This window comes from Nonomuraea sp. NPDC004186 (assembly GCF_053603495.1).
Genome location: NZ_JBSGFQ010000076.1, coordinates 43,854 through 64,392, shown reverse-complemented (window position 1 = coordinate 64,392; position 20,539 = coordinate 43,854). Strand labels below are relative to the sequence as shown.

At 69.4% G+C, this 20,539-nt stretch carries 22 protein-coding genes, 1 tRNA gene and 1 pseudogene; 14 read left to right on the top strand and 10 right to left on the bottom strand.

Going from position 1 to position 20,539, the window contains the following annotated elements:
• From ACWEPL_RS43815 to ACWEPL_RS43805, 3 genes and pseudogenes are all read right to left on the bottom strand, one after another.
• Positions 1-310 (bottom strand): annotated as a pseudogene (locus ACWEPL_RS43815) (nitrite reductase); the annotation flags it as partial.
• Between the two features lie 4 nt (positions 311-314).
• On the bottom strand, positions 315-1,625 hold the full coding sequence (locus ACWEPL_RS43810) for an MFS transporter (RefSeq protein ID WP_452439668.1): 1,311 nt from the start codon (positions 1,623-1,625) through the stop codon (positions 315-317).
• Positions 1,626-1,832: 207 nt separating this feature from the next.
• A complete protein-coding gene (locus tag ACWEPL_RS43805) occupies positions 1,833-2,309 on the bottom strand; it encodes a GNAT family N-acetyltransferase (protein WP_355194161.1) in 477 nt (158 codons plus the stop codon).
• A gap of 126 nt (positions 2,310-2,435) precedes the next feature.
• Between ACWEPL_RS43805 and ACWEPL_RS43800 the strand changes: the two genes are divergently transcribed.
• From ACWEPL_RS43800 to ACWEPL_RS43785, 4 genes are all read left to right on the top strand, one after another.
• Positions 2,436-4,349 carry a hypothetical protein gene (locus tag ACWEPL_RS43800; protein ID WP_452439667.1) on the top strand — a complete coding sequence of 638 codons (1,914 nt, stop codon included), beginning with the start codon at positions 2,436-2,438 and terminating at the stop codon, positions 4,347-4,349.
• A 62-nt stretch (positions 4,350-4,411) separates the two neighbouring features.
• Entirely contained in the window at positions 4,412-5,389 is a 978-nt protein-coding gene (locus tag ACWEPL_RS43795; RefSeq protein ID WP_452439666.1) for an aldo/keto reductase, read from the top strand.
• 321 nt (positions 5,390-5,710) lie between these two features.
• On the top strand, positions 5,711-6,442 hold the full coding sequence (locus ACWEPL_RS43790) for a helix-turn-helix transcriptional regulator (RefSeq protein WP_452439665.1): 732 nt from the start codon (positions 5,711-5,713) through the stop codon (positions 6,440-6,442).
• A gap of 86 nt (positions 6,443-6,528) precedes the next feature.
• A complete protein-coding gene (locus tag ACWEPL_RS43785) occupies positions 6,529-6,885 on the top strand; it encodes a VOC family protein (protein WP_449891730.1) in 357 nt (118 codons plus the stop codon).
• 161 nt (positions 6,886-7,046) lie between these two features.
• Here the strand turns inward: ACWEPL_RS43785 and ACWEPL_RS43780 are convergent, their stop codons facing one another.
• The 3 genes from ACWEPL_RS43780 to aceE all read right to left on the bottom strand — a co-directional run bounded on the left by ACWEPL_RS43780 (position 7,047) and on the right by aceE (position 12,218).
• Entirely contained in the window at positions 7,047-7,781 is a 735-nt protein-coding gene (locus tag ACWEPL_RS43780) for a maleylpyruvate isomerase family mycothiol-dependent enzyme (RefSeq protein ID WP_350723115.1), read from the bottom strand.
• Between the two features lie 10 nt (positions 7,782-7,791).
• A complete protein-coding gene (locus ACWEPL_RS43775; protein ID WP_452439664.1) occupies positions 7,792-9,285 on the bottom strand; it encodes an alpha/beta hydrolase in 1,494 nt (497 codons plus the stop codon).
• Between the two features lie 185 nt (positions 9,286-9,470).
• Positions 9,471-12,218: a pyruvate dehydrogenase (acetyl-transferring), homodimeric type gene (aceE, locus tag ACWEPL_RS43770; RefSeq protein WP_357730319.1), complete on the bottom strand. Its 2,748-nt coding sequence runs from the start codon at positions 12,216-12,218 to the stop codon at positions 9,471-9,473.
• A gap of 760 nt (positions 12,219-12,978) precedes the next feature.
• Between aceE and ACWEPL_RS43765 the strand changes: the two genes are divergently transcribed.
• The 7 genes from ACWEPL_RS43765 (at position 12,979) to ACWEPL_RS43735 (ending at position 16,424) form a co-directional block, all read left to right on the top strand.
• The gene (locus tag ACWEPL_RS43765; protein WP_350723120.1) at positions 12,979-13,161 is read left to right on the top strand and encodes a DUF1918 domain-containing protein; all 183 of its coding nucleotides are present in this window, start codon (positions 12,979-12,981) and stop codon (positions 13,159-13,161) included.
• 9 nt (positions 13,162-13,170) lie between these two features.
• Positions 13,171-13,578 carry a secondary thiamine-phosphate synthase enzyme YjbQ gene (locus ACWEPL_RS43760; RefSeq protein WP_355194151.1) on the top strand — a complete coding sequence of 136 codons (408 nt, stop codon included), beginning with the start codon at positions 13,171-13,173 and terminating at the stop codon, positions 13,576-13,578.
• 117 nt (positions 13,579-13,695) lie between these two features.
• Complete coding sequence (locus ACWEPL_RS43755) at positions 13,696-14,124, top strand: DUF3052 domain-containing protein (RefSeq protein WP_355194150.1); 429 nt, start codon at positions 13,696-13,698, stop codon at positions 14,122-14,124.
• Positions 14,125-14,160: 36 nt separating this feature from the next.
• Positions 14,161-14,616, top strand: coding sequence for a peroxiredoxin (locus ACWEPL_RS43750; protein ID WP_355194148.1), 456 nt, complete (start codon positions 14,161-14,163; stop codon positions 14,614-14,616).
• 14 nt (positions 14,617-14,630) lie between these two features.
• Positions 14,631-14,954, top strand: coding sequence for a hypothetical protein (locus tag ACWEPL_RS43745; protein WP_350723127.1), 324 nt, complete (start codon positions 14,631-14,633; stop codon positions 14,952-14,954).
• A gap of 379 nt (positions 14,955-15,333) precedes the next feature.
• Positions 15,334-16,335 (top strand): ROK family protein, encoded by a 1,002-nt coding sequence (locus ACWEPL_RS43740; protein ID WP_350723248.1) that lies wholly within the window; start codon positions 15,334-15,336, stop codon positions 16,333-16,335.
• A 17-nt stretch (positions 16,336-16,352) separates the two neighbouring features.
• Positions 16,353-16,424, top strand: a tRNA-Val gene (locus ACWEPL_RS43735).
• A 150-nt stretch (positions 16,425-16,574) separates the two neighbouring features.
• Here ACWEPL_RS43735 and ACWEPL_RS43730 read toward each other — a convergent pair.
• The gene (locus ACWEPL_RS43730; RefSeq protein WP_363966169.1) at positions 16,575-16,703 is read right to left on the bottom strand and encodes a hypothetical protein; all 129 of its coding nucleotides are present in this window, start codon (positions 16,701-16,703) and stop codon (positions 16,575-16,577) included.
• 9 nt (positions 16,704-16,712) lie between these two features.
• Between ACWEPL_RS43730 and ACWEPL_RS43725 the strand changes: the two genes are divergently transcribed.
• The gene (locus tag ACWEPL_RS43725) at positions 16,713-17,396 is read left to right on the top strand and encodes an SMI1/KNR4 family protein (RefSeq protein ID WP_452439663.1); all 684 of its coding nucleotides are present in this window, start codon (positions 16,713-16,715) and stop codon (positions 17,394-17,396) included.
• 14 nt (positions 17,397-17,410) lie between these two features.
• On the opposite strand, the gene ACWEPL_RS43720 is transcribed toward ACWEPL_RS43725, so the two are convergent.
• Both ACWEPL_RS43720 and ACWEPL_RS43715 read right to left on the bottom strand, forming a co-directional pair.
• Positions 17,411-17,779: a hypothetical protein gene (locus ACWEPL_RS43720; protein ID WP_363966173.1), complete on the bottom strand. Its 369-nt coding sequence runs from the start codon at positions 17,777-17,779 to the stop codon at positions 17,411-17,413.
• A 540-nt stretch (positions 17,780-18,319) separates the two neighbouring features.
• Entirely contained in the window at positions 18,320-18,757 is a 438-nt protein-coding gene (locus tag ACWEPL_RS43715; RefSeq protein WP_452439669.1) for a MarR family winged helix-turn-helix transcriptional regulator, read from the bottom strand.
• A 26-nt stretch (positions 18,758-18,783) separates the two neighbouring features.
• Here ACWEPL_RS43715 and ACWEPL_RS43710 point away from each other — a divergent pair, with 26 nt between their 5' ends.
• Positions 18,784-19,209 carry a hypothetical protein gene (locus ACWEPL_RS43710; RefSeq protein WP_452439662.1) on the top strand — a complete coding sequence of 142 codons (426 nt, stop codon included), beginning with the start codon at positions 18,784-18,786 and terminating at the stop codon, positions 19,207-19,209.
• Between the two features lie 132 nt (positions 19,210-19,341).
• On the opposite strand, the gene ACWEPL_RS43705 is transcribed toward ACWEPL_RS43710, so the two are convergent.
• On the bottom strand, positions 19,342-20,067 hold the full coding sequence (locus ACWEPL_RS43705; protein ID WP_363966176.1) for a LysR family substrate-binding domain-containing protein: 726 nt from the start codon (positions 20,065-20,067) through the stop codon (positions 19,342-19,344).
• 55 nt (positions 20,068-20,122) lie between these two features.
• On the opposite strand from ACWEPL_RS43705, the gene ACWEPL_RS43700 reads away from it, so the two are divergent.
• Positions 20,123-20,503 carry a DUF5997 family protein gene (locus ACWEPL_RS43700; RefSeq protein WP_363966178.1) on the top strand — a complete coding sequence of 127 codons (381 nt, stop codon included), beginning with the start codon at positions 20,123-20,125 and terminating at the stop codon, positions 20,501-20,503.
• The last annotated feature ends 36 nt before the right edge of the window (positions 20,504-20,539 follow it).

The window sequence follows — 20,539 nt, the reverse complement described above, 5'->3', positions numbered from 1 at the left end:
TCACGTTGGTGCGCCCCCCCCCCCCCACCCCGGCCACGCCGTCGGGGCCGTGTTCGGCGCGGATCGCGGACAGCCGCTCCGCAACGTGGTCGAGCGCGACCTCCCACTCCACCGGCTCGCCGTGCAGGAGCGGGGTGGTCAGGCGCTCGCCGTTGGTGAGCAGCTCACCCGCCGTCCAGCCCTTCTGGCACAGCGCGCCGGAGGCGTTGGCAGGGATGTCGGTCCTGGGGCTGATGGCCAGCTCCGGGCCGATCTCCATGCCGCACTGGAGCGCGCAGTACGGGCAGTGTGTCTTCACGAGCTCACTCATCGGGTCAGACCCGGGCATAGGCGAGGCTGGCCACGACCGAGGCGCCAACCTTGCGGGTGTAGCACCACCAGGTCAGGGCGAAACAGGACACGTAGAAGACTCCGAAGGCGAGGAAGGCGGGCGCCGGGGTCCCGGCCGCGGCGAACGACATCCCGAACGCCCGGTTGATGAGGAACCCGCCCAGCGCTCCCACCGCCGAGATGATGCCGATGGCGGCCGAGGCCTGGCGCTTGCCGTACAGCAGGGACTCCTCGCCCTCGCCGCGCTCGGCGACGGCCTTGGCCTGGAAGATGGCCGGGATCATGCGGTACGTGGAGCCGTTCCCGATGCCGGCGGTGACGAAGAGGAGCTGGAAGGACAGGAAGAACATCCAGAAGTTGCCGGAGGTGCTGGCCATCCAGACCAACAGCACGCCGCCGCCCATCCCGGCGAAGTTCCACAGCGTGACGGGGGCGCCGCCGAGCCTGTCGGCCAGCCAGCCGCCCACCGGCCTGATCAGCGAGCCCAGCAGCGGCCCGACGAACGCCACGGCGGCGAACGGGGCCTCGGGGAAGAGGCTCTTGCTGAGCAGCGGGAAGGCCGTGGAGTAGCCGATGAACGAGCCGAAGGTCCCGATGTACAGGAACGACATGATCCAGGTCTGGGCCTTGCCCGCCACCGCGAGCTGCTCGCGCGGGTTGGCCCTGGCGCTGGTGAGGTTGTCCATGAAGAAGAAGGCGCAGGCGCCGGCCACGACGATGAACGGGATCCAGAACCACCCGGCCGCGGCCAGCCCGAGCGAGCCGATCACCAGCGGCATGACGAGCTGGACCGAGCTGACGCCGATGTTGCCGCCCGCGGCGTTCAGCCCCAGGGCGACCCCCTGCTTGTGGCGGGGGTAGAAGTAGGTGATGTTGGCCATGCTGGAGGCGAAGTTCCCCCCGCCGACCCCGGCCAGCGCCGCGATCACCAGGAACAGCCAGTACGGCGTCTCCGGGTTCCCGACCGCCACGCCCAGCAACACGGCCGGGATGAGCAGCAGCGCCGCGCTCACCACGGTGAAGTTGCGCCCGCCGAACTTGGCCGGGCCGAACGTGTAGGGAACGCGCAGCACCGAGCCGACCAGGTTGGGCAGCGCGACCAGCCAGAAGAGCTGGTCCGTGGAGAACTTGTAGACCCCCATCTTGGTGGCCACGATGCTCCACAGCGTCCACACGGTGAAGCCGAGGTGCTCGGCGGCGATCGAGAAGATCAGGTTGCGCCGTGCGGCGCGCTTGCCTGAGCTCTCCCAGAAAGCTGGGTCATCGGGGTGCCACTCGGCGATCCAGCGCGCCATCGACTTTCTCCTACGTTCGGCGTCCGGGGGGAACTCCAAAGTAGGAAGCGCGCGTTACGCACTTTGACGATCCGTGGCTGTGCGTTCGTTACGTGTGATTCACCGGCGTAACAAGCCACGCACATGCGTCACGGAGGAAACCTGCTCGTAATACTGGCTGATGATCAGGCGTAATCTTCTGCGTGGCTTGTCACGATACGTGAGCGGTCAGCCCTGGCTGTCGGCCAGGCGCCGCAGCGGCTCGCCGGTCAGCCGGTACTTCAGCCACTCATCCTGGCGCACCGCGCCGAGCTTGTCGTAGAAGGCGACGCTGGGCTCGTTCCAGTCGAGCACCACCCATTCGAAGCGCTGGTAGCCGCGCTCGGCGCAGATCCCGGCCAGCTCCTTCATGAGCGAGACCCCGTGGCCGCCGCCCCGGTGCTGGGGGCGTACGTACAGGTCCTCCATGTAGATGCCGTGCACGCCGCGCCACGTCGAGAACGTCAGGAACCAGAGCGTGAAGCCGGCCACCTCGCCGTCGTGCTCGGCGATGTGGACGAACGCGGCCGGGTTGTCGGCGAAGAGCGCGGTGTGCAGCTGCTCCTCGGTGACCGTCGCCTCGTGCGCGGCCTTCTCGTACTCGGCGAGCTCACGGATCATGTTGGCGATTTCGGGCACGTCGGCGGGTGTCGCGGGGCGAATCATGGCACCCAGGGTATGACCCCTCCCCGATTGAACCCGCCCAGTGTGTCAAACGTCGTAGTTGTCAGAACGGTATTCGGGGACCGTGGCAGACGCTCAGGCAAGGTATCGGACAGGGGAGCGGAACCGATGGGCGTTGCACAGCAACCGGGGGTACTCCTGCCCTCGTGCCCCGATCTCAAGCTGGCGCTCGTGCTGGGCGAGCGGGCGCTGTTCGTGAACGGCGACCTGCAGACCGCACGGCGCTGGTTCGACTCGGCGTACCGGCTGGCCGAGCTGTGCGGCGACCCGTCGTCGCTGGCGAGGGCGGCCCTGGGGCTGGGCGGGATCTGGGTGCACGAGCACAGGACATGTGCGGAGTCGGAGATGGTACGCGCCCGCCAGCGGCACGCGCTGTCCTTGATCGACCCTCGCTCCTCGCCGGCCCTGCGGCTGCGCGTGCGGCTGCACGGCGAGGAGGACTACCGCGCGGGCCGGCACGCCACGATCATGGAGCTGCTGGCCGAGACCAGGGGCTCCGGCGACGGGGCGGCGCTGGCCGAGGCGCTGAGCCTGGCGCACCACTGCCTGCTCGGCCCCGAGCACGCGGCGCTCAGGCTGGAGCTGGCGAGCGAGCTGATCGGCCAGGCCGCCGTCACCGAGCGCAGGGGCGACCTGCTGATGGGCCTGCTGTGGCGGACGGTGGACCTCTACCTGGCCGCGGACCCGCACGCCGAGCGCGGCCTGGCGGAGCTGCGCGGCCTGCTGACCGGCCACGACCACCTCGCGGTCGGGTACGTGGTCGAGGCCATCGAGGTCATGCTGACCATCCGCGCTGGCCGCTTCGCCGAGGCCGAGAAGCGGGCCAGCGAGTGCTTCGAGCGCGGCGTGACCGCCGGCGACATGGACGCGACCGGCTGGTACGGCGGCCAGCTCGGCGCCATCCGCTGGTTCCAGGGCCGGGCCGCCGAGCTGCTGCCCATCCTGTCGGACCTGGTCAGCTCGCCCACGCTGAGCCCGATCGACAACTCGTACCTGGCGGGCCTGGCGCTGGCCGCGGCCGTCGCGGGCGACCGGCGCGCGGCGGCCGGGCACCTGGCCAGGCTGCGCGTGGAGGAGATGCCGGGGTCGAGCACCTGGCTGCTCTCGATGTACTGCGTCGTGGAGACCGCCCACCTGCTGCAGGACCCGGACACGGCCGCGCGCGCGTACGCGCTGCTGCGCCCGTTCGCGGACCTGCCGGTGGTGGCCAGCCTGGGCGTGGCCTGCTTCGGCTCCGTGCACCACTCGCTGGGCATGGCCGCGCTCACCACCGGGGACCTGTCCACGGCGGTGGAGCACCTGCGGGCGGCCGTGCGGGCGAACTTCGCGTTGGGGCACTGGCCGGCCGCCGCGCTGTCGAGGTGGCGGCTGGGCCAGGCGCTGGCGCTGCGCGACGGGACGCAGGACAAGGCGGCCAACCGGGAGCAGGCCGCAGCCGCGCGGGAGGCCAGGGAGCTGGGCATGGTGCTGCCATCCGTGGCCGGGCGCTCGTCCTCGGGGCAGGACGGTTGCCGCTTCCGCAGGCACGGGCGGCACTGGCAGGTGGAGCTGGGCGGGCGGCTCGCGCTCGTCGACCACAGCGTCGGGATGGGGCACCTGGCCACGCTGGTCGCCAATCCGGGCCGGGAGATCCTCGCCGCCGACCTGGCCGCGGGGTCGTGGACGCGCGAGCCCGAGGGCGGGTCGGCCCAGCCGGTGCTGGACGACCAGGCCAGGGACATGTACCGGCAGCGGCTGGGCCAGCTTGAGGCGGAGATCGACGAGCTGGAGTCGATGAACGACCTGGAGCGGGCGGCGGGGCTGCGGCTGGAGCGCGAGTGGCTGGTGGCGGAGCTGACGGCGGCGACGGGCATCGGCGGTCGGGCGCGGCCGTTCACGGGGAGCGAGGAGCGGGCCAGGATCGCCGTGGGCAAGGCGATCAGGCGGGCGCTGGCGCGGATCTCGGCGGTGGACCAGGCGATCGGGGAGGAACTGCGCGCCACGGTGCAGACGGGGCTGCGCTGCTGCTACCAGCCCCGGTAGCGGACCTGCGGCGGGCCCGGCCCTTGGGCCGGGGTGCGGTTTCCATCCGGGAGACTGTTCCCATGGAACAACGCATGTTGGGACGAACAGGACGCCAGGTGGGCACAGTCGGCCTCGGCGCATGGCAGCTCGGCGCCGACTGGGGCCAGGTGACGGAGGACGAGGCGTTCGCCACCCTGGGGGCCGCCGTGGACGCCGGGGTCACCTTCATCGACACGGCCGACGTCTACGGCGACGGCCGGAGCGAGCAGATCGTCGGCAGCTTCGCCAAGGGGCGGCCGGAGCTGACCGTGGCCACCAAGATGGGCCGCCGGCTGGAGCAGGTCCCCGCCAACTACGTGATGTCCAACTTCCGGGTCTGGAACGAGCGCTCCCGCCAGAACCTCGGCGTGGACACCCTCGACCTGGTCCAGCTCCACTGCCCGCCGACCCCGGTGTACTCGACGGACGCCGTGTTCGACGCCCTGGACACGCTGGTGGCCGAGCAGAAGATCGCCGCGTACGGGGTCAGCGTGGAGACGTGCGAGGAGGCGCTGACGGCGATCGCACGGCCGGGGGTGGCGTCCGTGCAGATCATCCTCAACGCGTTCCGGCTCAAGCCGCTGGAGCGGGTCCTGCCCGCCGCCCGGGCCGCCGGGGTGGGCATCATCGCCCGCGTCCCGCTGGCCAGCGGCCTGCTGTCCGGCCGGTACGACGAGCACACGACCTTCGGCGCGGACGACCACCGCACCTACAACCGGCAGGGAGAGGCGTTCGACGTCGGCGAGACCTTCTCGGGCGTGGACTTCCGCACGGGCCTGGAGGCGGTCCGCCGCCTGGTTCCCCTGGTGCCGGAGGGCCTGACGATGGCCCAGTTCGCGCTGCGCTGGATCCTCGACCAGCCCGGCGTGTCGGTGGTGATCCCCGGCGCCCGCAACGCGTCCCAGGCCACCGCGAACGCGGCCGCCGCGACGTCCGCGCCGCTCCCGCCGGCCACGCTCGAAGCGGTCGAGGCCGTCTACGACGACCTGATCCGGCCGCAGGTCCACGACCGCTGGTAGGCGCATTGACGGGGCGCCGTCCCCGCCGCCCCCTCCGGATGCACGGCCGAGCTCAACACCCAGGAGCGCCGGGCCACGACCGCGCCGGATCCCGGGCCGCGCCTTCACGGCCGCACGGCACTCGCTGGGCGCGGCCTCCCGCCAGGTCGTCCTCCACCCGATCCGCACGGGGAACGGCACGGGGATCCGCGCGGGGAGCGGCACGGGGAGCGGCACGGCCTGGTCGGTGCGGTGAGATCCCCGTGGCGGCGGGGTGAGGCACGGGTGGCCGCGACGGCGCGCGGACCATGATTGTCGGTGGCGGCGCGTAGCGTCGCGGCTGTGAATCGCACCGACCGGCTCTACGCACTCGTCGAAGACCTGCGCGCCATCGCGCCCCGCTGCCGCTCCGCCCGCGAGCTGGCCAAGCGGTTCGAGGTGAGCGTGCGCACGATCGAGCGCGACATCACCGCCCTGCAGGAGTCAGGGGTGCCGATCTACGCCGAGGCGGGCCGCAAGGGCGGTTACGCGATCGACAAGAAGATGTCCCTGCCCCCGCTCAACTTCACCCCGGCCGAGGCGGTGGCCATCGCGGTGGCGCTCAGCCAGGCCGGCGACCAGCCGTTCGGCCGGCAGGCCCGCAGCGCGTTACGCAAGGTCGTGGCCGCGATGCCGGGCTCCGAGGGCGACCTGGCCAGGGAGCTGGCGCGGCGCGTGCAGCTCGTCCACCACCCGCCGGAGCCCGGCTCTACCGAGGTCCGGCCGCTCGGGGGCGAGGGCATCTCCCGGGCCATCGAGGAGGCGCTGCTGCGGCGGCGCGTGCTCAGGCTCGAATACGCCGACGCCAAGGGCGCGCTGACCTCGCGGGACGTCGAGCCGGGGGTGTTCCTGGGCGGGCGGGGCGGGTTCTGGTATCTCGTGGCCTGGTGCCGGTTACGCGATGACGTGCGGGTCTTCCGGCTCGATCGCATCGCCGCCGCGACCGTGACCGCCGAGCGCAGCCCCGACCGGCCGCTCGAAGGCTTCGCCGCCGACGTGCCCAACATGATCGTGGACACCGCCATGCTCGATTAGTCAATCGAAAACACCGACATAGGGTTGTCGCCACAGCGTTAGATCGTTGCTTTGTTCGAGAAAGGTTCAGTGACGAGGAGACGACGATGGACAACACCGTGACCTGGTTCGAGATCGCGACCGACGATCCCGAAGGCGCCCAGGCGTTCTACGGTGGGTTGTTCGGCTGGACGTTCAGCACCGGCGAGGGGCCGATCGACTACCGGATGATCGGCTATCCGGGCGGCGAGCAGCCCGGCGGCGGGCTGTTCAACACCAAGGGCGAGTTCCCGGCGCACGCGATCTTCCACGTGCAGGTGGCCGACGTCGAGGCTGCCTGCGCGAAGAGCGAGTCGCTGGGCGGCAAGGTGATCACGAAGGTGATCGACGACGGCGCCGGCACCGACTTCGCCTACCTGCGTGACACGTCCGGGAGCGTCTTCGGGGTCTTCCACCGCAGGTGAGCTTCCCCCACAGGTGAACCACCCGTTCGAGGGCCGGGGAGAACGCCTTCCCCGCAGACCCCCGGCGTACGGACGGGCCGCTTCCTAGGAGCGGTTCACCCCGTGCCCTGGGCACGCCGCCGATCGCCGAGCGGCGGCGCGTCCAGGGCCCCTCCCCCGTGTCAGAAGGCGGCCTTGGACAGCCAGCGCTTGAGGAGGTCGGCGTCGCCGTACACGGTCAGCGCCTCGGGCGAGCGCCGGCCGTAGAGCATGAGCAGCAGGTCCTGGGCCGTCCCCTGGACAGCGCAGTCGCCCTTGGTGTGCCCGCGCGCCCAGTCGACCGTCCCGGCCGGGCCCTGGGTGATGGTCCACTCGCCGTCGGCGTCGTTCGCGTGGAGGTGGATCGTGGCCCCCTCCGCCTCGAGCTCCGCCAGCGACCGGGTCACCCAGGTCGCGTACGGCAGGTTGTGCAGGAATTCCTCGATGCCGTCGATCGCGACCTCGGCCGGGACGACCGGGTCGATGCCGAGCGCGAGCTCCGCGTCGACCCGGTGGATCACCAGCTCGAAGAGCATCCGGCGGGGCCACCACGACGCCTGCCGGTCCGGGCCCCACGTCCACACCGCCAGCGTGGGGTCGGTGTCGCCGAGCGTGCCGAGCAGCTCGGCCGCCCCGGCGGTCAGCCAGGCCGCGTCGCCGCTCTGCCCCTCGGCCAGCCCGCTGGGCACCTGGCGCGACCAGATCCGCTCCTGGACCTGGTTGCGCAGCACGTGCACCGCCCAGCGGTGCGTCTGGCCGACGTGCGTGATCAGCTCGGCGAGTGTCCATCCCGGGCACGTGGGCACCGGTACGGACAGGTCCGTGGCCAGGGCCGCCAGGCGGGCGGTCTCGGCGTCGATGAGCGAGTCGTATGTCACAGGCCCCACCCTAGGCCGCCGGGCAGGTCGCGCCCTTCTGCGGGAGCTTGCCCTCGATCAGGAACGAGTCCACGAGCTCCAGCACGCACTTGCTGCCCGACAGGTAGGCGCCGTGCCCCTCGCCCTCGTACGTCACCAGCCTGGCGGTCTTGAGCTGGGCCGTCAGCCTGGGCGCCCACTCGTACGGCGTCGCCGGGTCGCCCTTGCCGCCGATCACGACGATCGGCGCCGAGCCGGTGGCGTTCACGTGCCGCGCCTGATCGCTGCCCTTGGCCGGCCAGACCCGGCACAGCCCGCCGGACCCCTCGCTGCCGAACAGCGGCGAGATCTTCATGGCGGCCGCCTCGGTGCGGCGCAGCTCGGCCTCGCTGGGCCGCTCGGAGGTGTCCACGCAGGTGATGGCCGGGAAGCTGGTCATCTGCGTGGAGTATTTGCCGTCCTGGGAGCGGCCGGTGTAGGAGTCGGCCAGGTAGAGCAGCGCCTCGCCCCGCCCCTTGATCGCCTCCGAGAGCGTCTGCTCCAGGAAGGGCCAGGTCAGCTCCGAGTACAGCGCCGCCGCCACGCCCGTGGCGGCCAGGCCCTGGGTGAGCTCGCGGGTGCCGACCTTCAGCGGCTGGGTGGTGAGCTGGTTCAGCAGCTTGTCCACGTTCGCGTTGGCGGTCTCCTGGTCCTTGCCGAAGTCGCACTTGTTCTTGACGCACGAGCGCAGGAAGCTCTCGTACGCCTTCTGGAACCCGCGCGTCTGCACCAGCGTGCGCTGCTCGAACGTCACCGTCGGGTCGAGCGGCGCGTCCAGCACCATGCGGCCGACCTTCTTCGGGAACTCGGTGGCGTAGACGGCGCCGAGCTGCGTGCCGTATGACATGCCGACGTAGTTGAGCTTGGGGTCGCCGACCGCCTCGCGGATCCGGTCCATGTCGCGGGCGGCGTTCACGGTGCCGATGTACGGGAGGATCTTGCCGGAGTGCTGCTGGCAGAGGGCGGCGAACTGCTTGTTGGCCGCCGCGGTCTCCTGGTGGGTCTGGCTGTCGGACGGCAGCGTGTCCAGCGCGGTGAACCTGTCCATCTCCACGGTGTCTCCGCAGCGCACGCCGGAGCTGCGCTCCACGCCGCGCGGGTCGAAGCTGATCAGGTCGTATCGGGCGCGCAGCCCCGTGAGCGCCTTGGCGGCCTGGTCGAGCGTGTCGACGCCGGAGGCGCCGGGACCGCCGAAGTTGAAGACCATCGAGCCCAGCCGGTCCTTGCCGGTGGTGGGCAGTTTGATGAGCGCCAGGTCCAGCTTCTCGCCGTCGGGCTTGTTGTAGTCCAGGGGAACGGCCAGCTTCCCGCACCGTACCGAACTGTCCTGGCTGGCCGGTTTCTCACCGCCGGGACGCTTGATGTCGGTGCACGGCCCCCAGCTGATCGTGCCGGTGTCCGCCGTCGACTGCGTGGCGGGCTCGGCCGGCACGGTGGAACAACCGGCGACGACCGGGATGAGCAGGGCGGCTAGGACGCGTCGCATAAACAGACTTCTCCCTCGTCTCTCAGGGGGAAGTAGTGCCCACAATACGTGACGCCGCACCATACCTGGGTGAGGCGGCACGTACCCCTCCTGAACGTGCCGCCTCACAGGCCGAACGCCGCGGGCGGCGAAAATGACGGCGCCCCCGCGAGAAGTACTTCGCGGGAGCGCCGCTCCTGGATGACTCAGACGCCCATCGATTGGGTGTCGTTGCTCTCCGCGCCGCCCGCCTCGGTGACGCCGTTCTTGAGGTGGTAGCGGGCGATCGCCTCGCGCAGCACCTCGCCGTCGAGCTCGCCCCGCTTGACCAGGCTGGTCAGCACGGCCAGCGTGATCGAGGCGGCGTCGACGTGGAAGTGGCGGCGCAGCGCCGAGCGGGTGTCGGACAGGCCGAACCCGTCGGTGCCCAGCGAGGACCAGTCACCCGGCACCCACTGCGCGATCTGGTCCTGCACGGCCTTCATGTAGTCGCTGACGCCCACGAAGGGGCCCTGCGCCTGGGAGAGCGCCTGGGTCACGTACGGGACGCGCTGCTCGGTGTCGGGGTTGAGCAGGTTGTGCTCCTCGCAGGCCAGCGCGTCGCGGCGCAGCTCGGACCACGACGTCGCCGACCACACGGCGGCCGAGACGCCCCAGTCCTCGGCCAGCAGCCGCTGCGCCTCCATGGCCCACGGGCCCGCCACGCCGGAGGACAGGATGTTGGCCTTCGGGCCCTGGGTCTGCGGCCCGTCGGCGAACTTGTACAGGCCCTTGAGCAGGCCCTGCACGTCGAGGTCGGCCGGCTGGGCGGGCTGCAGGTAGGGCTCGTTGTAGACGGTCAGGTAGTAGAAGACGTCCTCCGGCTGGTCGCCGTACATCCTCCGCAGGCCGTCCTTGACGATGTGGGCCACCTCGAACGCCCACGACGGGTCGTAGGAGATCGCGGCCGGGTTGGTGGAGGCGATGAGCGGCGTGTGGCCGTCCTCGTGCTGCAGGCCCTCACCGTTGAGCGTGGTGCGGCCCGCGGTGGCGCCGAGCAGGAAGCCGCGGCCCATCTGGTCGCCCATCTGCCACATCTGGTCGCCGGTGCGCTGCCACCCGAACATCGAGTAGAAGATGTAGATCGGGATCATGTGCTCGCCGTGCGTGGCGTAGGCGCTGCCCGCCGCGATGGCCGAGGCCATCGAGCCCGACTCGCTGATGCCCTCGTGCAGGATCTGGCCCTGCGTGGCCTCCTTGTACGACAGCAGCAGCTCCCTGTCGACGGCCTCGTACGTCTGGCCGTGCGGGGAGTAGATCTTGGCCGTCGGGAACATGGCGTCGAGACCGAACGTGCGCGCCTCGTCCGGGATGATCGGCACGAACCGGTGGCCGATCTCCTTGTCGCGCATGAGGTCCTTGAGCAGCCGTACGAACGCCATCGTGGTGGCGACCTGCTGCTTGCCCGAGCCCTTGGCGAAGCCGCCGTAGACCTCGTCGGCGGGCAGCTTGACCGGCTTGGCGCGCATGACGCGCTTGGGCAGCACGCCGCCGAGCGCCGCGCGGCGCTCCTTCATGTACTGGATCTCGGGGTCGTTCTCGCCCGGGTGGAAGTACGGGGGCAGCTCGCCCTCCAGCGCGGAGTCCGGGATCGGCAGGTAGAGCCGGTCGCGGAACTCCTTCAGCTCGGCCTTGGTGAGCTTCTTCATCTGGTGGGTGGCGTTGCGCGCCTCGAAGTCCTTGCCCAGCGTCCAGCCCTTGATGGTCTGGGCGAGGATCACGGTCGGCTGGCCGACGTGCTCGCGGGCCGCCTTGAACGCCGCGTAGACCTTGCGGTAGTCGTGGCCGCCGCGCGACAGCTTGCGGATGTCGTCGTCGGTCAGGTGCTCGACCATCTTGCGCAGGCGCGGGTCACCGGCGAAGAAGTGCTCGCGGATGTACTCGCCGGACTCGACCGAGTAGGTCTGGAACTGGCCGTCGGGCGTGGTGTTCATCTGGTTGACCAGCACGCCGTCGACGTCGGCCGCCAGCAGCGGGTCCCAGTCGCGGCCCCACACGACCTTGATGACGTTCCAGCCGGCGCCGCGGAAGTACGACTCCAGCTCCTGGATGATCTTGCCGTTGCCGCGTACGGGACCGTCGAGCCGCTGCAGGTTGCAGTTGATCACGAACGTGAGGTTGTCGAGCTCCTCGCGGGCCGCCAGGCCGATCGCGCCGAGCGACTCGGGCTCGTCCATCTCGCCGTCGCCCAGGAACGCCCACACGTGGCTGCGGCTGGTGTCCTTGATCTGCCGGTTGAGCAGATAGCGGTTGAACCGCGCCTGGTAGATCGCGCCGATCGGGCCGAGACCCATGGAGACCGTCGGGAACTCCCAGAAGTCCGGCATGAGGCGCGGGTGGGGGTAGGAGGGCAGGCCGTGGAAGCCGTGCGACAGCTCCTGGCGGAACGCGTCGAGCTGGGCCTCGTTGAGGCGACCCTCGAGGAAGGCGCGGGCGTAGATGCCCGGCGCGGCATGCCCCTGGAAGAAGACCTGGTCGCCCGACTCGCCGTGATCCTTGCCGCGGAAGAAGTGGTTGAAGCCCACTTCGTAGAGGGAGGCGGCGGAGGCGTAGGTGGCGATGTGGCCGCCGACGTTGGTGCGGGCGTTGGCCCTGGACACCATGATGGCCGCGTTCCAGCGGATGTAGGCGCGGATGCGGCGCTCGACGTGCTCGTCACCGGGGAACCAGGGCTCGCGCTCCGGCGGGATCGTGTTGATGTAGTCGGTGCTCCGCAAACCCGGCACCCCGACCTGGTGCTCGCGGGCCCGCTCCAGCATGCGCAGCATGAGGTAGCGGGCTCTGGTGCGGCCTTCGGTCTTGACGACGTTGTCGAGAGACTCGAGCCACTCGTTGGTCTCGCTGGGGTCGACATCAGGCAGCTGGCTGGGTAGGCCGTCGCTGATGATCGAGAATCGCTGGCGTCCGGAAGCCACTGGGTCTCGCCTTCCGAGAATGACTGATGTCTGGTCTGGGTCGCCTTCCATCCTGGTCGCTAGCCGTAGAAAACGCATCTCTACTGACCGGTAACCAGTGGTGTCCCTGCTGGCAGAGACAGATCAGATGGCCTAGACCACCGATGGTAGGACGAATCGCCACCAAAGGTTACATCCCGGGAGCAATTTAACAAGACAGGAAAACGAACGAAATTTCGCTCGAATGTCTCTGGACTCCTGGTCCCCGCACCCTCCACTCTCCCCCGAAGGAAGGGGGTTCTCACCCCACGAGGCGCGGCGTGACGGGCGAGTCTAGCGGCCATCCTCCCGGCCCGGCTCCGACGGGGGCCGTCCGGCGGAGGGTCGGCCGGAAGCGCATCGCCGCTGATCATGCCCCTTGTCGCCACTCGCGACCCGCGTCGCCTCTCACGACTTGTGACGCCCCTCACCGCCCATGGGGTCATGCCACCTCTTCCTCTCCATGACGTCCCTCAGACCCGCATGACCCTAAAGATCCCTCGCCTCCCTCTCATCCCGGCACCCCTGCCACCCCCAAGGCCCACCACCGTCTCGAGGCCCCCTGCGCCTCCCCACGGCCTCCGAACTCCCTCCACGCCTTGCCCGTTTCGCCACCCGGCCCGGGCACCGCCGCCTCATCGCAGCGTAACGTTTCGGTCATTTTTCTCCGCCCCTCTGGAGGGGGAGCAAAACTTGCGAATCACCCTTTTCGGACGGCCTCCCGCGTACCAATGTGGGTTATATGAATGCTGCAGTAGGAGACCGGCTCCTGGTGCACGGACATGCCGTTGGCGAAGGGGACCGGAGTGGTGTGATTGTGGAGGTCCAGGGCCTCGAAGGCGGACCTCCCTACATGGTGCGCTTCGACGACGGGCACACCGGTCTGGTGTTTCCCGGCCCGGACGCCGTCGTGGTGCATAAGTAAGATTTCCCTGTGAGATCTGAAATCATCTCCGTGGCCACAGGGTCACGAGAGACAGTGCACGACATCACCGCTGAATGCGCTGATTTCGTGCGCAGGCAGGGCGAAGACGGGCTGTTGCATATCTTTGTGCCCCATGCGACCGCCGGTGTAGCCCTGCTCGAGTTGGGCTCGCGCAGCGACGACGACTTGCTCGCCGCGCTGCGCGACCTGTTGCCGCCCGACGACCGCTGGCGTCACGCCCACGGCTCGCCCGGTCACGGACGGTCACATGTCATGCCCGCGCTGATCCCGCCATATGCCACGGTCCCCGTGCTGGGCGGGCGTCTGGCACTCGGTACGTGGCAGTCGATCGCACTCGTCGACCTGAACGTCGACAACCGGCAACGCCAGGTTCGCCTGTCGTTTTTGTCGGATTGATTCTGGCCGACTACGGCCGTACCCGTGGCGACCGTTGACGACTGAGGGTCACAGCGTGTGGACTGTGCCGAAGCGATAAACCGCATAAGCGGGGCCACTCAAGCAGGAGGGATAAACGTGAGCGCGACCGCGGGTCAGGCGCAGGGCGAGCGCGGCCTGGCCGAACGGCTCGGCCTCAAGCCGGGTCAGGTGGTGCAGGAGATCGGTTGGGACGAGGACGTCGACGACGAGCTTCGCGACTCCATCGAGAACCTGACCGGCAACGAGCTGCTGGACGAAGAGAGCGACGACGTCGTAGACGTGGTGCTGATGTGGTGGCGCGACGGCGACGGAGACCTCTTCGACGCCCTCAGCGACGCCATGCGAGCACTCGCCGACGGCGGCCGGATCTGGCTGCTGACTCCCAAGGCCGGACGCGACGGCCACGTGGAGCCGAGCGACATCGGGGAGGATGCCGCTACCGCGGGTCTCTCACAGACCAGCAGCATCTCCGCCGCACCGGACTGGTCCGGGACCAGGCTCGTCACGCCCAAGGGCAAACGGTAGGGAGTCCGAGCGCCTTCCGTACGGCAGGATGAAGCCGTGAACGCACATCCTGCCGAGGTCGGCGCCCTGGCTCCGGATTTCGAGCTGCAGGACCAGCACGGCACCCCGGTGAGCCTGTCTCAGTTCCGGGGCACGAAGGTCGTGCTGGTCTTCTACCCGCTTGCCTTCAGCGGGATCTGTCACGGTGAGCTGTCCGCGCTGCGCGACCAGCCGCTCGACGGGGCACAACTGCTGACCGTGTCCGTCGACTCCCTGTTCACGCACCGTGCGTGGGCCGATCGCGAGGGTTACACGTTTCCGCTGCTCTCCGATTTCTGGCCACACGGACAGGTCGCGCGGGCGTACGGTGTGTTCGATGAGGCGAAGGGGTTCGCTCTTCGGGGGACCTTCATCATCGACGGCGAGGGTGTGATCCGGTGGTCGGTGGTCAATCCGACCTCCGCCGCACGCGACATCGCCGACTACATCAAGGCACTCGCCGACATTTCTTGACCTCGGAGGGAACGATGCCCTGCTACCGATGCGGGGCCCGGCAGACCGACCCGGTGCGCGGCGCCAGCCCGTGGCAGCGCGGGGTGCGCCGCGAAACGCAGGTGTTGATCTGCCCGGACTGTCAGCGGCTGCACGACCTCGACCTCGACTCGTGCGCGGCCTGCGGGTCGGTCGCGCTGATCTGTCGGCTGGGCGAGGTGGAGTGCCGGTCCTGCGGCGACGTACGGCTGGCGCGCTCGGACGCGCTCGCGGGCTCTCCCGTCTCCCCACCGTCCTCACCCCCCGGCCTCTCGGCGGAGGTGGAAGCGGCCCTCAACCGCGTCCTGGGCCGCACCTGAGCCCCAGGACCGGACACGAACCCACGGAGCCCTGAGCCCGGACACAGAGGCACGGGGGCCTGGACGGGGACACGGGAGCCTTCACAGCGCCGCGAGCCGCTCTGAGCCCTCGGCAGGCTGCCCTGGGACCCGAATCCTGGATCCCGCGGCGCAGGGCAGGGCTTGGGCAGGGCTTGGCCGGGCGGAGGTCCAAGCTAGGCCCGGCCAAGCCGGGTCCAAGCTAGGCCCGCCCAAGCCGGGTCCAAGCCCCGCTCCGCCCCGCCAAGCCGGATCCGAGCCCTGGGAATCCCTGCAGCGAATCCCTGCAGCGAACCCCGCGGGCGAAGAGACTCTTTCCAGACATTTGCTGAGCTGCGCTATCGTCTCCTCCGTGTCCGAGATGACTCCGAGCGTGAGCGAGAGCCCGAACCCGAGTGTGAGCGTGAGCCCGAACCCGGCTCCGAGCTCGTTCGTCGTCGCGCTCGACGTCGGCGGCACGTCCATGAAGGGCGGCCTGGTCAGCGACTCCGGTGTGGTGCTGCTGAGCGAGCGGCGCCCGACGCCGCGGGCGGAGGGCCCGGAGGCGGTCGTGTCCGCCATCTCCGACTTCATCAGTCACCTGGCCTCCTCGGGTGACGGCACCCCGGCCGGCGTGGGCCTGGCGGTCCCCGGCCTGGTCTCCGACAACGCCGCCGTCTACGCCGCGAACCTGGGCTGGCGCGACGTCCCCGCCACCAGCTTCACCACCCTGGACATCCCCGTCCTGCTCGGACACGACGTACGCACCGGCGGCCTCGCGGAGAGCATCCTCGGCGCGGGCCGGGGCCTGTCCGACTTCCTCTTCCTCCCCATCGGCACGGGGATCGCGGGCGCCTCGATCATCCGCGGCGAACCGTACGGCGGCTCCTCCGGCTGGGCCGGCGAGATCGGCCACACCCCGGTCTTCCCGGACGGGGAAGAGTGCGCGTGCGGCCAGTTCGGCTGCCTGGAGACGTACGCCTCGGCCGCCTCGGTGGGCCGCCGCTACAGCCAGCGCGCCGGCCTGGAAGGCGTCAAGGCGGAGCAGGTGGTCTCCTCCGACGACCCGATCGCCGTAGAGGTCTGGGACGAGGCCGTGGAGGCCCTGTCGCTGGCCCTGGCCACGTACACGCTCCTGCTGGACCCGACGGTGATCGTCCTCGGCGGCGGCCTCGCCGAAGCGGGCCCGGCCCTCTTCGACCCGGTACGCACCCGCCTCGTCAAACGCCTGGCCTTCCGCGAGGCACCCCCACTGGTGCCGGCCGCACTCGGGGTCGACGCGGGCATGCTCGGAGCCGCCCTCCTGGGCTGGCGCGCCGCAGGCCGCCCCGAACTGGGCCCGGGCTGGACAGTGGATGTGCGATCGGGCCCCGTGGTGTCGTAAGGTGTAGTGCCGATCAGGGGCGGTTAGCTCAGCGGTAGAGCACTCGCCTTACAAGCGAGGGGTCACTGGTTCGAACCCAGTACCGCCCACCTGCATCAAGAGCCCCGTCTCCGACCATGGAAACGGGGCTTCGTCCCATTAACCGGTGCGACAGAGCCCATTCGAAGATCCATTGGAGTTGTTCGCGATCTTCGCGTCGGCGATCCTGCGGTCAGCCTTCGCCGTGATGCGCTGATAGATCAGCGCTGCCCGAACCAAGTCATGCCTATGCGCAGTATGAGATCTTTGGGACTCGCGCCGGCGCTCGCCGCGATCGCGTTGCCGGCGAGCGCCATGCCGCCGCCAGGTTGCTTCACGAAAAGCCGCATACTGGCGCCATGTCGACCATGACAGCAAGACTCGACCGACTGCGAGCCATCGAAACCGGCCGACCCGTACACCTGCATAAGTTCTACCGACGCAACAAGCGGTTCCTCGTCTTCGGCGCCGAACGACACCAGTACCGCAACACCCCGCTCGACCCGACCTCGGTCCTGGCCCTAGAAGACGATCTCGGTGTCCAATTACCACCCGCGTACCGGGAGTTCCTGCTCCGGATCGGCCCCGGTGCGGGCCCCTACTACGGCGTCTGGGGACCGCAGGAGATCGTAAAAGAGACCGAGGGCGATCCTGCCAAACCCTTCCCGCTCGCCCGTCGCGACGCCGAGGAGATCTACAACGCCTGGTACGCATGGGTCCAGGAACCAGAGCCCGACTCCGGTGGCGGCCCCAGCATCGAAGCCCCCTATCCCACACCTGGCTGCATCTTCATCGGCACCCAGGGCTGCTCCAGTGTCACCGCGTTGGTGACCGCAGGAGAGCTGACGGGCACGGTTTGGGATGTCTGGCTCGACGAAAGTGCCTGGCGACCGGCCACGGCCGCCCCCGCCAGCTTGGAGAGCGAGCTCTATGACCTGGCCGCACCGACGTATCTCGGTCCAACGCCCACCTTCGACGCTTGGTACGAGGCATGGCTCACACGCGCCGATGTCGAACTGTCACCTCCAGGAGAAACCTCCTGAGCGGTGCCGCATCATCACGCAAGCCCCGTTACGCGCGAGCGCTCCCGTTGGTTGCTGACGCCGAGGCATGCCACCACACGTGATGCGTCGGGAGACAGGAAGAGCTGAAAGTTGTAGGCGGACTCGGTGCTCTTGACGATGCCGAGGAGGAGGTGCTGAAGTCCGCAGGTGCCAAGCCGCGCGATCGCCTCGTCAAAGCCAAGGGACGGGTTCCCCATCCGGCGGGCAAGACGAGCGCGACGCCGGTAAGTCCTAGTCAGGGACAGCGCCTCGACCGGGTCCTGCCACACCTCGAAGGACGCTCCAGCCGTGAGCGCCCGTCGGCAAGCACGGCCTGCTTCCCCTGCATTGTCGAGGAGTTGAACGAGCGTCTCTCTGTCCACGAAGGCAGCGTACGCACAGCGGGGTCTCCCGGTGCCATGCGATATACGTGCAATGATCATGAAGACATCGGCATGCAGGTACCGCTCCGTCCCAGGTAAATAGCCATGCGCCCGCGGTAACGGTCACGAGCTATAGAACCGCCGGCAGTTCGCCCCGTGCGGGTGGATCGCCCGTAGGGGCGCCGGGTTCGCTTCCGTGCCGTCTGCATGCCGCAAGGCCGTGCCATACCGTGCCAAATCCCGCAAGCGGCTCCTTACGAGCGAGGGGTCACCGGTTCGAACCCAGTGCCCGCCACCTGCATGAGCACCCTGTCATCGATCTTGAGAACGGCGTCTGGGTGACTAAGAGGTCGCGCCGCAAGGTGATGGCGTGGTTCGGGGCGCTTGGTCCAGCGGCGGGTGATCCAGGCTCGGCGGATCAGGCTACGGATCGCGATGATGGCGTCGGCGAAGTCGAAGAACGCATCGACGACGGCCGTTGGGCGTTCATGGCAGCGGGCGAGTCCTTCGCCGACGCCGACCTGCCACGCGTAGCGCCCGTCACTTCCCCACGAGGCCAGTCGCAGCGGCGATCCGACCCAGGGTCCGGCGCAGGGCCGCCACCTCGGCGGGATCGATGGCGCTCAACAGTTCCTCGTCGTTCTGCCGCGCCAGCGAGAGCGTCTGGTGCCGCAGATCCTGGCCGGTCGGTGTCAGCTCGATGAGCTGCCGCCGACGGTCTGCGGTGTCCCGTACTCGTCGTACGGCATCGAGCTTCTCAAGTTCGTCGAGCATGTCGACGACCACACTGGCGGTCACCCCGACGGCCTTGGCCAGCTCCAGCTGCGCCAGGGGCCCGTCGGCCAGGAGCTCAAGGACCGCACAATGCCGTGGCCGCAGGCCGAGCGGGGCCAAGCGATCCGCGAACTGCCCGTTCGCCTCCTGGCCCAGCTTGCCCAACAGGAAACCCACCGTGTTGATCAACGACTCTTCCACCATCACGCCACCAATGCTAGCCTAGCCATATGATTCGGCATCCGAAAGATATGGCTCCCTCATTAAATGTCCGTCGATTCGGCGCACTTGTCGTGCTCCTCACCGTGGTCACATCCGGCTACTTCGCAGTGTCCAGCCTGGCGGACCCGGGCGGGCTGGTGCCTGGAGGCGATCAGTCCGCCCCCAGGACCTACGCCGCCTACATGGCGGCCCGCAGCGTGGTGCTGCTCGGCGGAATGGTCTGGTTGCTGGCCCGACACGCGTGGCGTTCCCTCGGGTTGCTCCTCGCATTGAACGGCGCGGTCCAGATCGGCGATGCGGCGATCGGCGCTGCGCACCATCAGGTCCCTCAGACGATCGGGCCCCTGGTGTTCGCCGTCGCCCTGCTGACAGTCGCTCGGCTGCTCACCGGCCGCAATCCGACCCGGGGACGGATCCGACCGACCTCACGGTGAGACCGGCCACCGAAGCGATGCCATCCGCTTGAAGGCCTCGTCCGCCCAAGGAAGATCGACCAGAGAGCCGGCAGGCCGCCCACCCGTATGAAAACCCTGGCTTCGGCCTTGGAAAACCATGGAAGGTCCGGGTCACCGGGGCCGGGAGCCCTTCCCTTTACGGCGGGCCGGTACGGCGCGACGGCCGGAGCCGGTCTTCGCGGGTTTCTGGGCCTGGCGCTGTGCCGGTTTCTCCGCAGGGGCGGCAGGGGTACGGCCCCGCGAGCTGTTCACTGTCCGGCCGCGGACGATACCGATGAAGTCTTCCACCAGGTCGGTGGTCGCGTCCGTGGGCCAGGCCAGCGCGACCTGGGACTGCGGCGCTTCCAGCACCGGCCGGTAAGTGAGATCCCTGCGGTGATAGAGGCGTGCCAGCGACTGCGGAACCAGGAGCAGCCCGGCGCCGGCCGCTACCAGCTCGATCGCTTCCGCGGTCGTGGCCGGGCGGGTGAACGCGGGCCGCCCGGGGCGGACCGTCCACTCGATGGTGTCGTCCAGGGGATGGAGCACCTCGTCGTCGGCCAGGTCGGCGATGGTCACCTCGTCGGCGGCGGCCACCGCGTGGTCTTTGGGCACCACGACCACCGTGGTCTCCACGTAGAGCGGAATCACGCTGAGCCCGTCCCGGTCGACCGGCAGCCTGACGAATCCGGCGTCGGCGCCGCCGTCCCGAAGGAGACCCACCACCTCGGCCGCGGGAACAGTGGCCAGGGTGATCGGCACGTCGGGCAGCCTCTCGGACCAGATGTTGACCCATTTCGCGGGTGTCACCCCGGGCACGTACGCCAGCCGGAACGCCTTGGTCTCCCCATCAGTCACGTCCTCAGGGTATCGATGTCATGGAAACCCGTTCCGACTGACTACTCTTGACGTCATGACCTCGCCCAAATCGAAGAGCATCCAGACGATGAAGCCCGAGACCGCGGCCAAGAAGCTGGGTGTCCTCCTCTCGGCCACTCCCGCCGAGTTCCAGGCGGGCGTCGTCTCCAGGGACGAGCTGAACGAGTTGCAGGCGACGCCACCCGCCTGGCTCACTGATCTGCGCCGCAACGGCCCGCACCCGAGGCAGGTCGTCGCCGCGAAGCTCGGGATCTCCAATTCGGGCCTGATCAGGGCCGGGATCACCGAACCGCTCACCACCGCTGAGATCGATGCGCTGAAGGCGGAGAACCCGGCGTGGCTGGAGCACGAGCGGTCCGTCCAGGCCGAGACCCGCAAAGAAGCACTCCGGCTCAAGCAACGGCAAGACGGCTGAGGCCCTGAGGCTGGGGTGATGCGGTTCGCGCCGGGC

Coding starts and splice junctions, on each gene's coding strand:
- ACWEPL_RS43810 (WP_452439668.1), bottom strand. CDS start 1,625: ATGGCGCGCTGGATCGCCGAGTGGCACCCCGATGACCCAGCTTTCTGG.
- ACWEPL_RS43805 (WP_355194161.1), bottom strand. CDS start 2,309: ATGATTCGCCCCGCGACACCCGCCGACGTGCCCGAAATCGCCAACATG.
- ACWEPL_RS43800 (WP_452439667.1), top strand. CDS start 2,436: ATGGGCGTTGCACAGCAACCGGGGGTACTCCTGCCCTCGTGCCCCGAT.
- ACWEPL_RS43795 (WP_452439666.1), top strand. CDS start 4,412: ATGGAACAACGCATGTTGGGACGAACAGGACGCCAGGTGGGCACAGTC.
- ACWEPL_RS43785 (WP_449891730.1), top strand. CDS start 6,529: ATGGACAACACCGTGACCTGGTTCGAGATCGCGACCGACGATCCCGAA.
- ACWEPL_RS43775 (WP_452439664.1), bottom strand. CDS start 9,285: ATGCGACGCGTCCTAGCCGCCCTGCTCATCCCGGTCGTCGCCGGTTGT.
- ACWEPL_RS43765 (WP_350723120.1), top strand. CDS start 12,979: ATGAATGCTGCAGTAGGAGACCGGCTCCTGGTGCACGGACATGCCGTT.
- ACWEPL_RS43745 (WP_350723127.1), top strand. CDS start 14,631: ATGCCCTGCTACCGATGCGGGGCCCGGCAGACCGACCCGGTGCGCGGC.
- ACWEPL_RS43740 (WP_350723248.1), top strand. CDS start 15,334: ATGACTCCGAGCGTGAGCGAGAGCCCGAACCCGAGTGTGAGCGTGAGC.
- ACWEPL_RS43730 (WP_363966169.1), bottom strand. CDS start 16,703: ATGCGGCTTTTCGTGAAGCAACCTGGCGGCGGCATGGCGCTCGCCGGC.
- ACWEPL_RS43725 (WP_452439663.1), top strand. CDS start 16,713: ATGTCGACCATGACAGCAAGACTCGACCGACTGCGAGCCATCGAAACC.
- ACWEPL_RS43715 (WP_452439669.1), bottom strand. CDS start 18,757: ATGGTGGAAGAGTCGTTGATCAACACGGTGGGTTTCCTGTTGGGCAAG.
- ACWEPL_RS43710 (WP_452439662.1), top strand. CDS start 18,784: ATGATTCGGCATCCGAAAGATATGGCTCCCTCATTAAATGTCCGTCGA.
- ACWEPL_RS43700 (WP_363966178.1), top strand. CDS start 20,123: ATGACCTCGCCCAAATCGAAGAGCATCCAGACGATGAAGCCCGAGACC.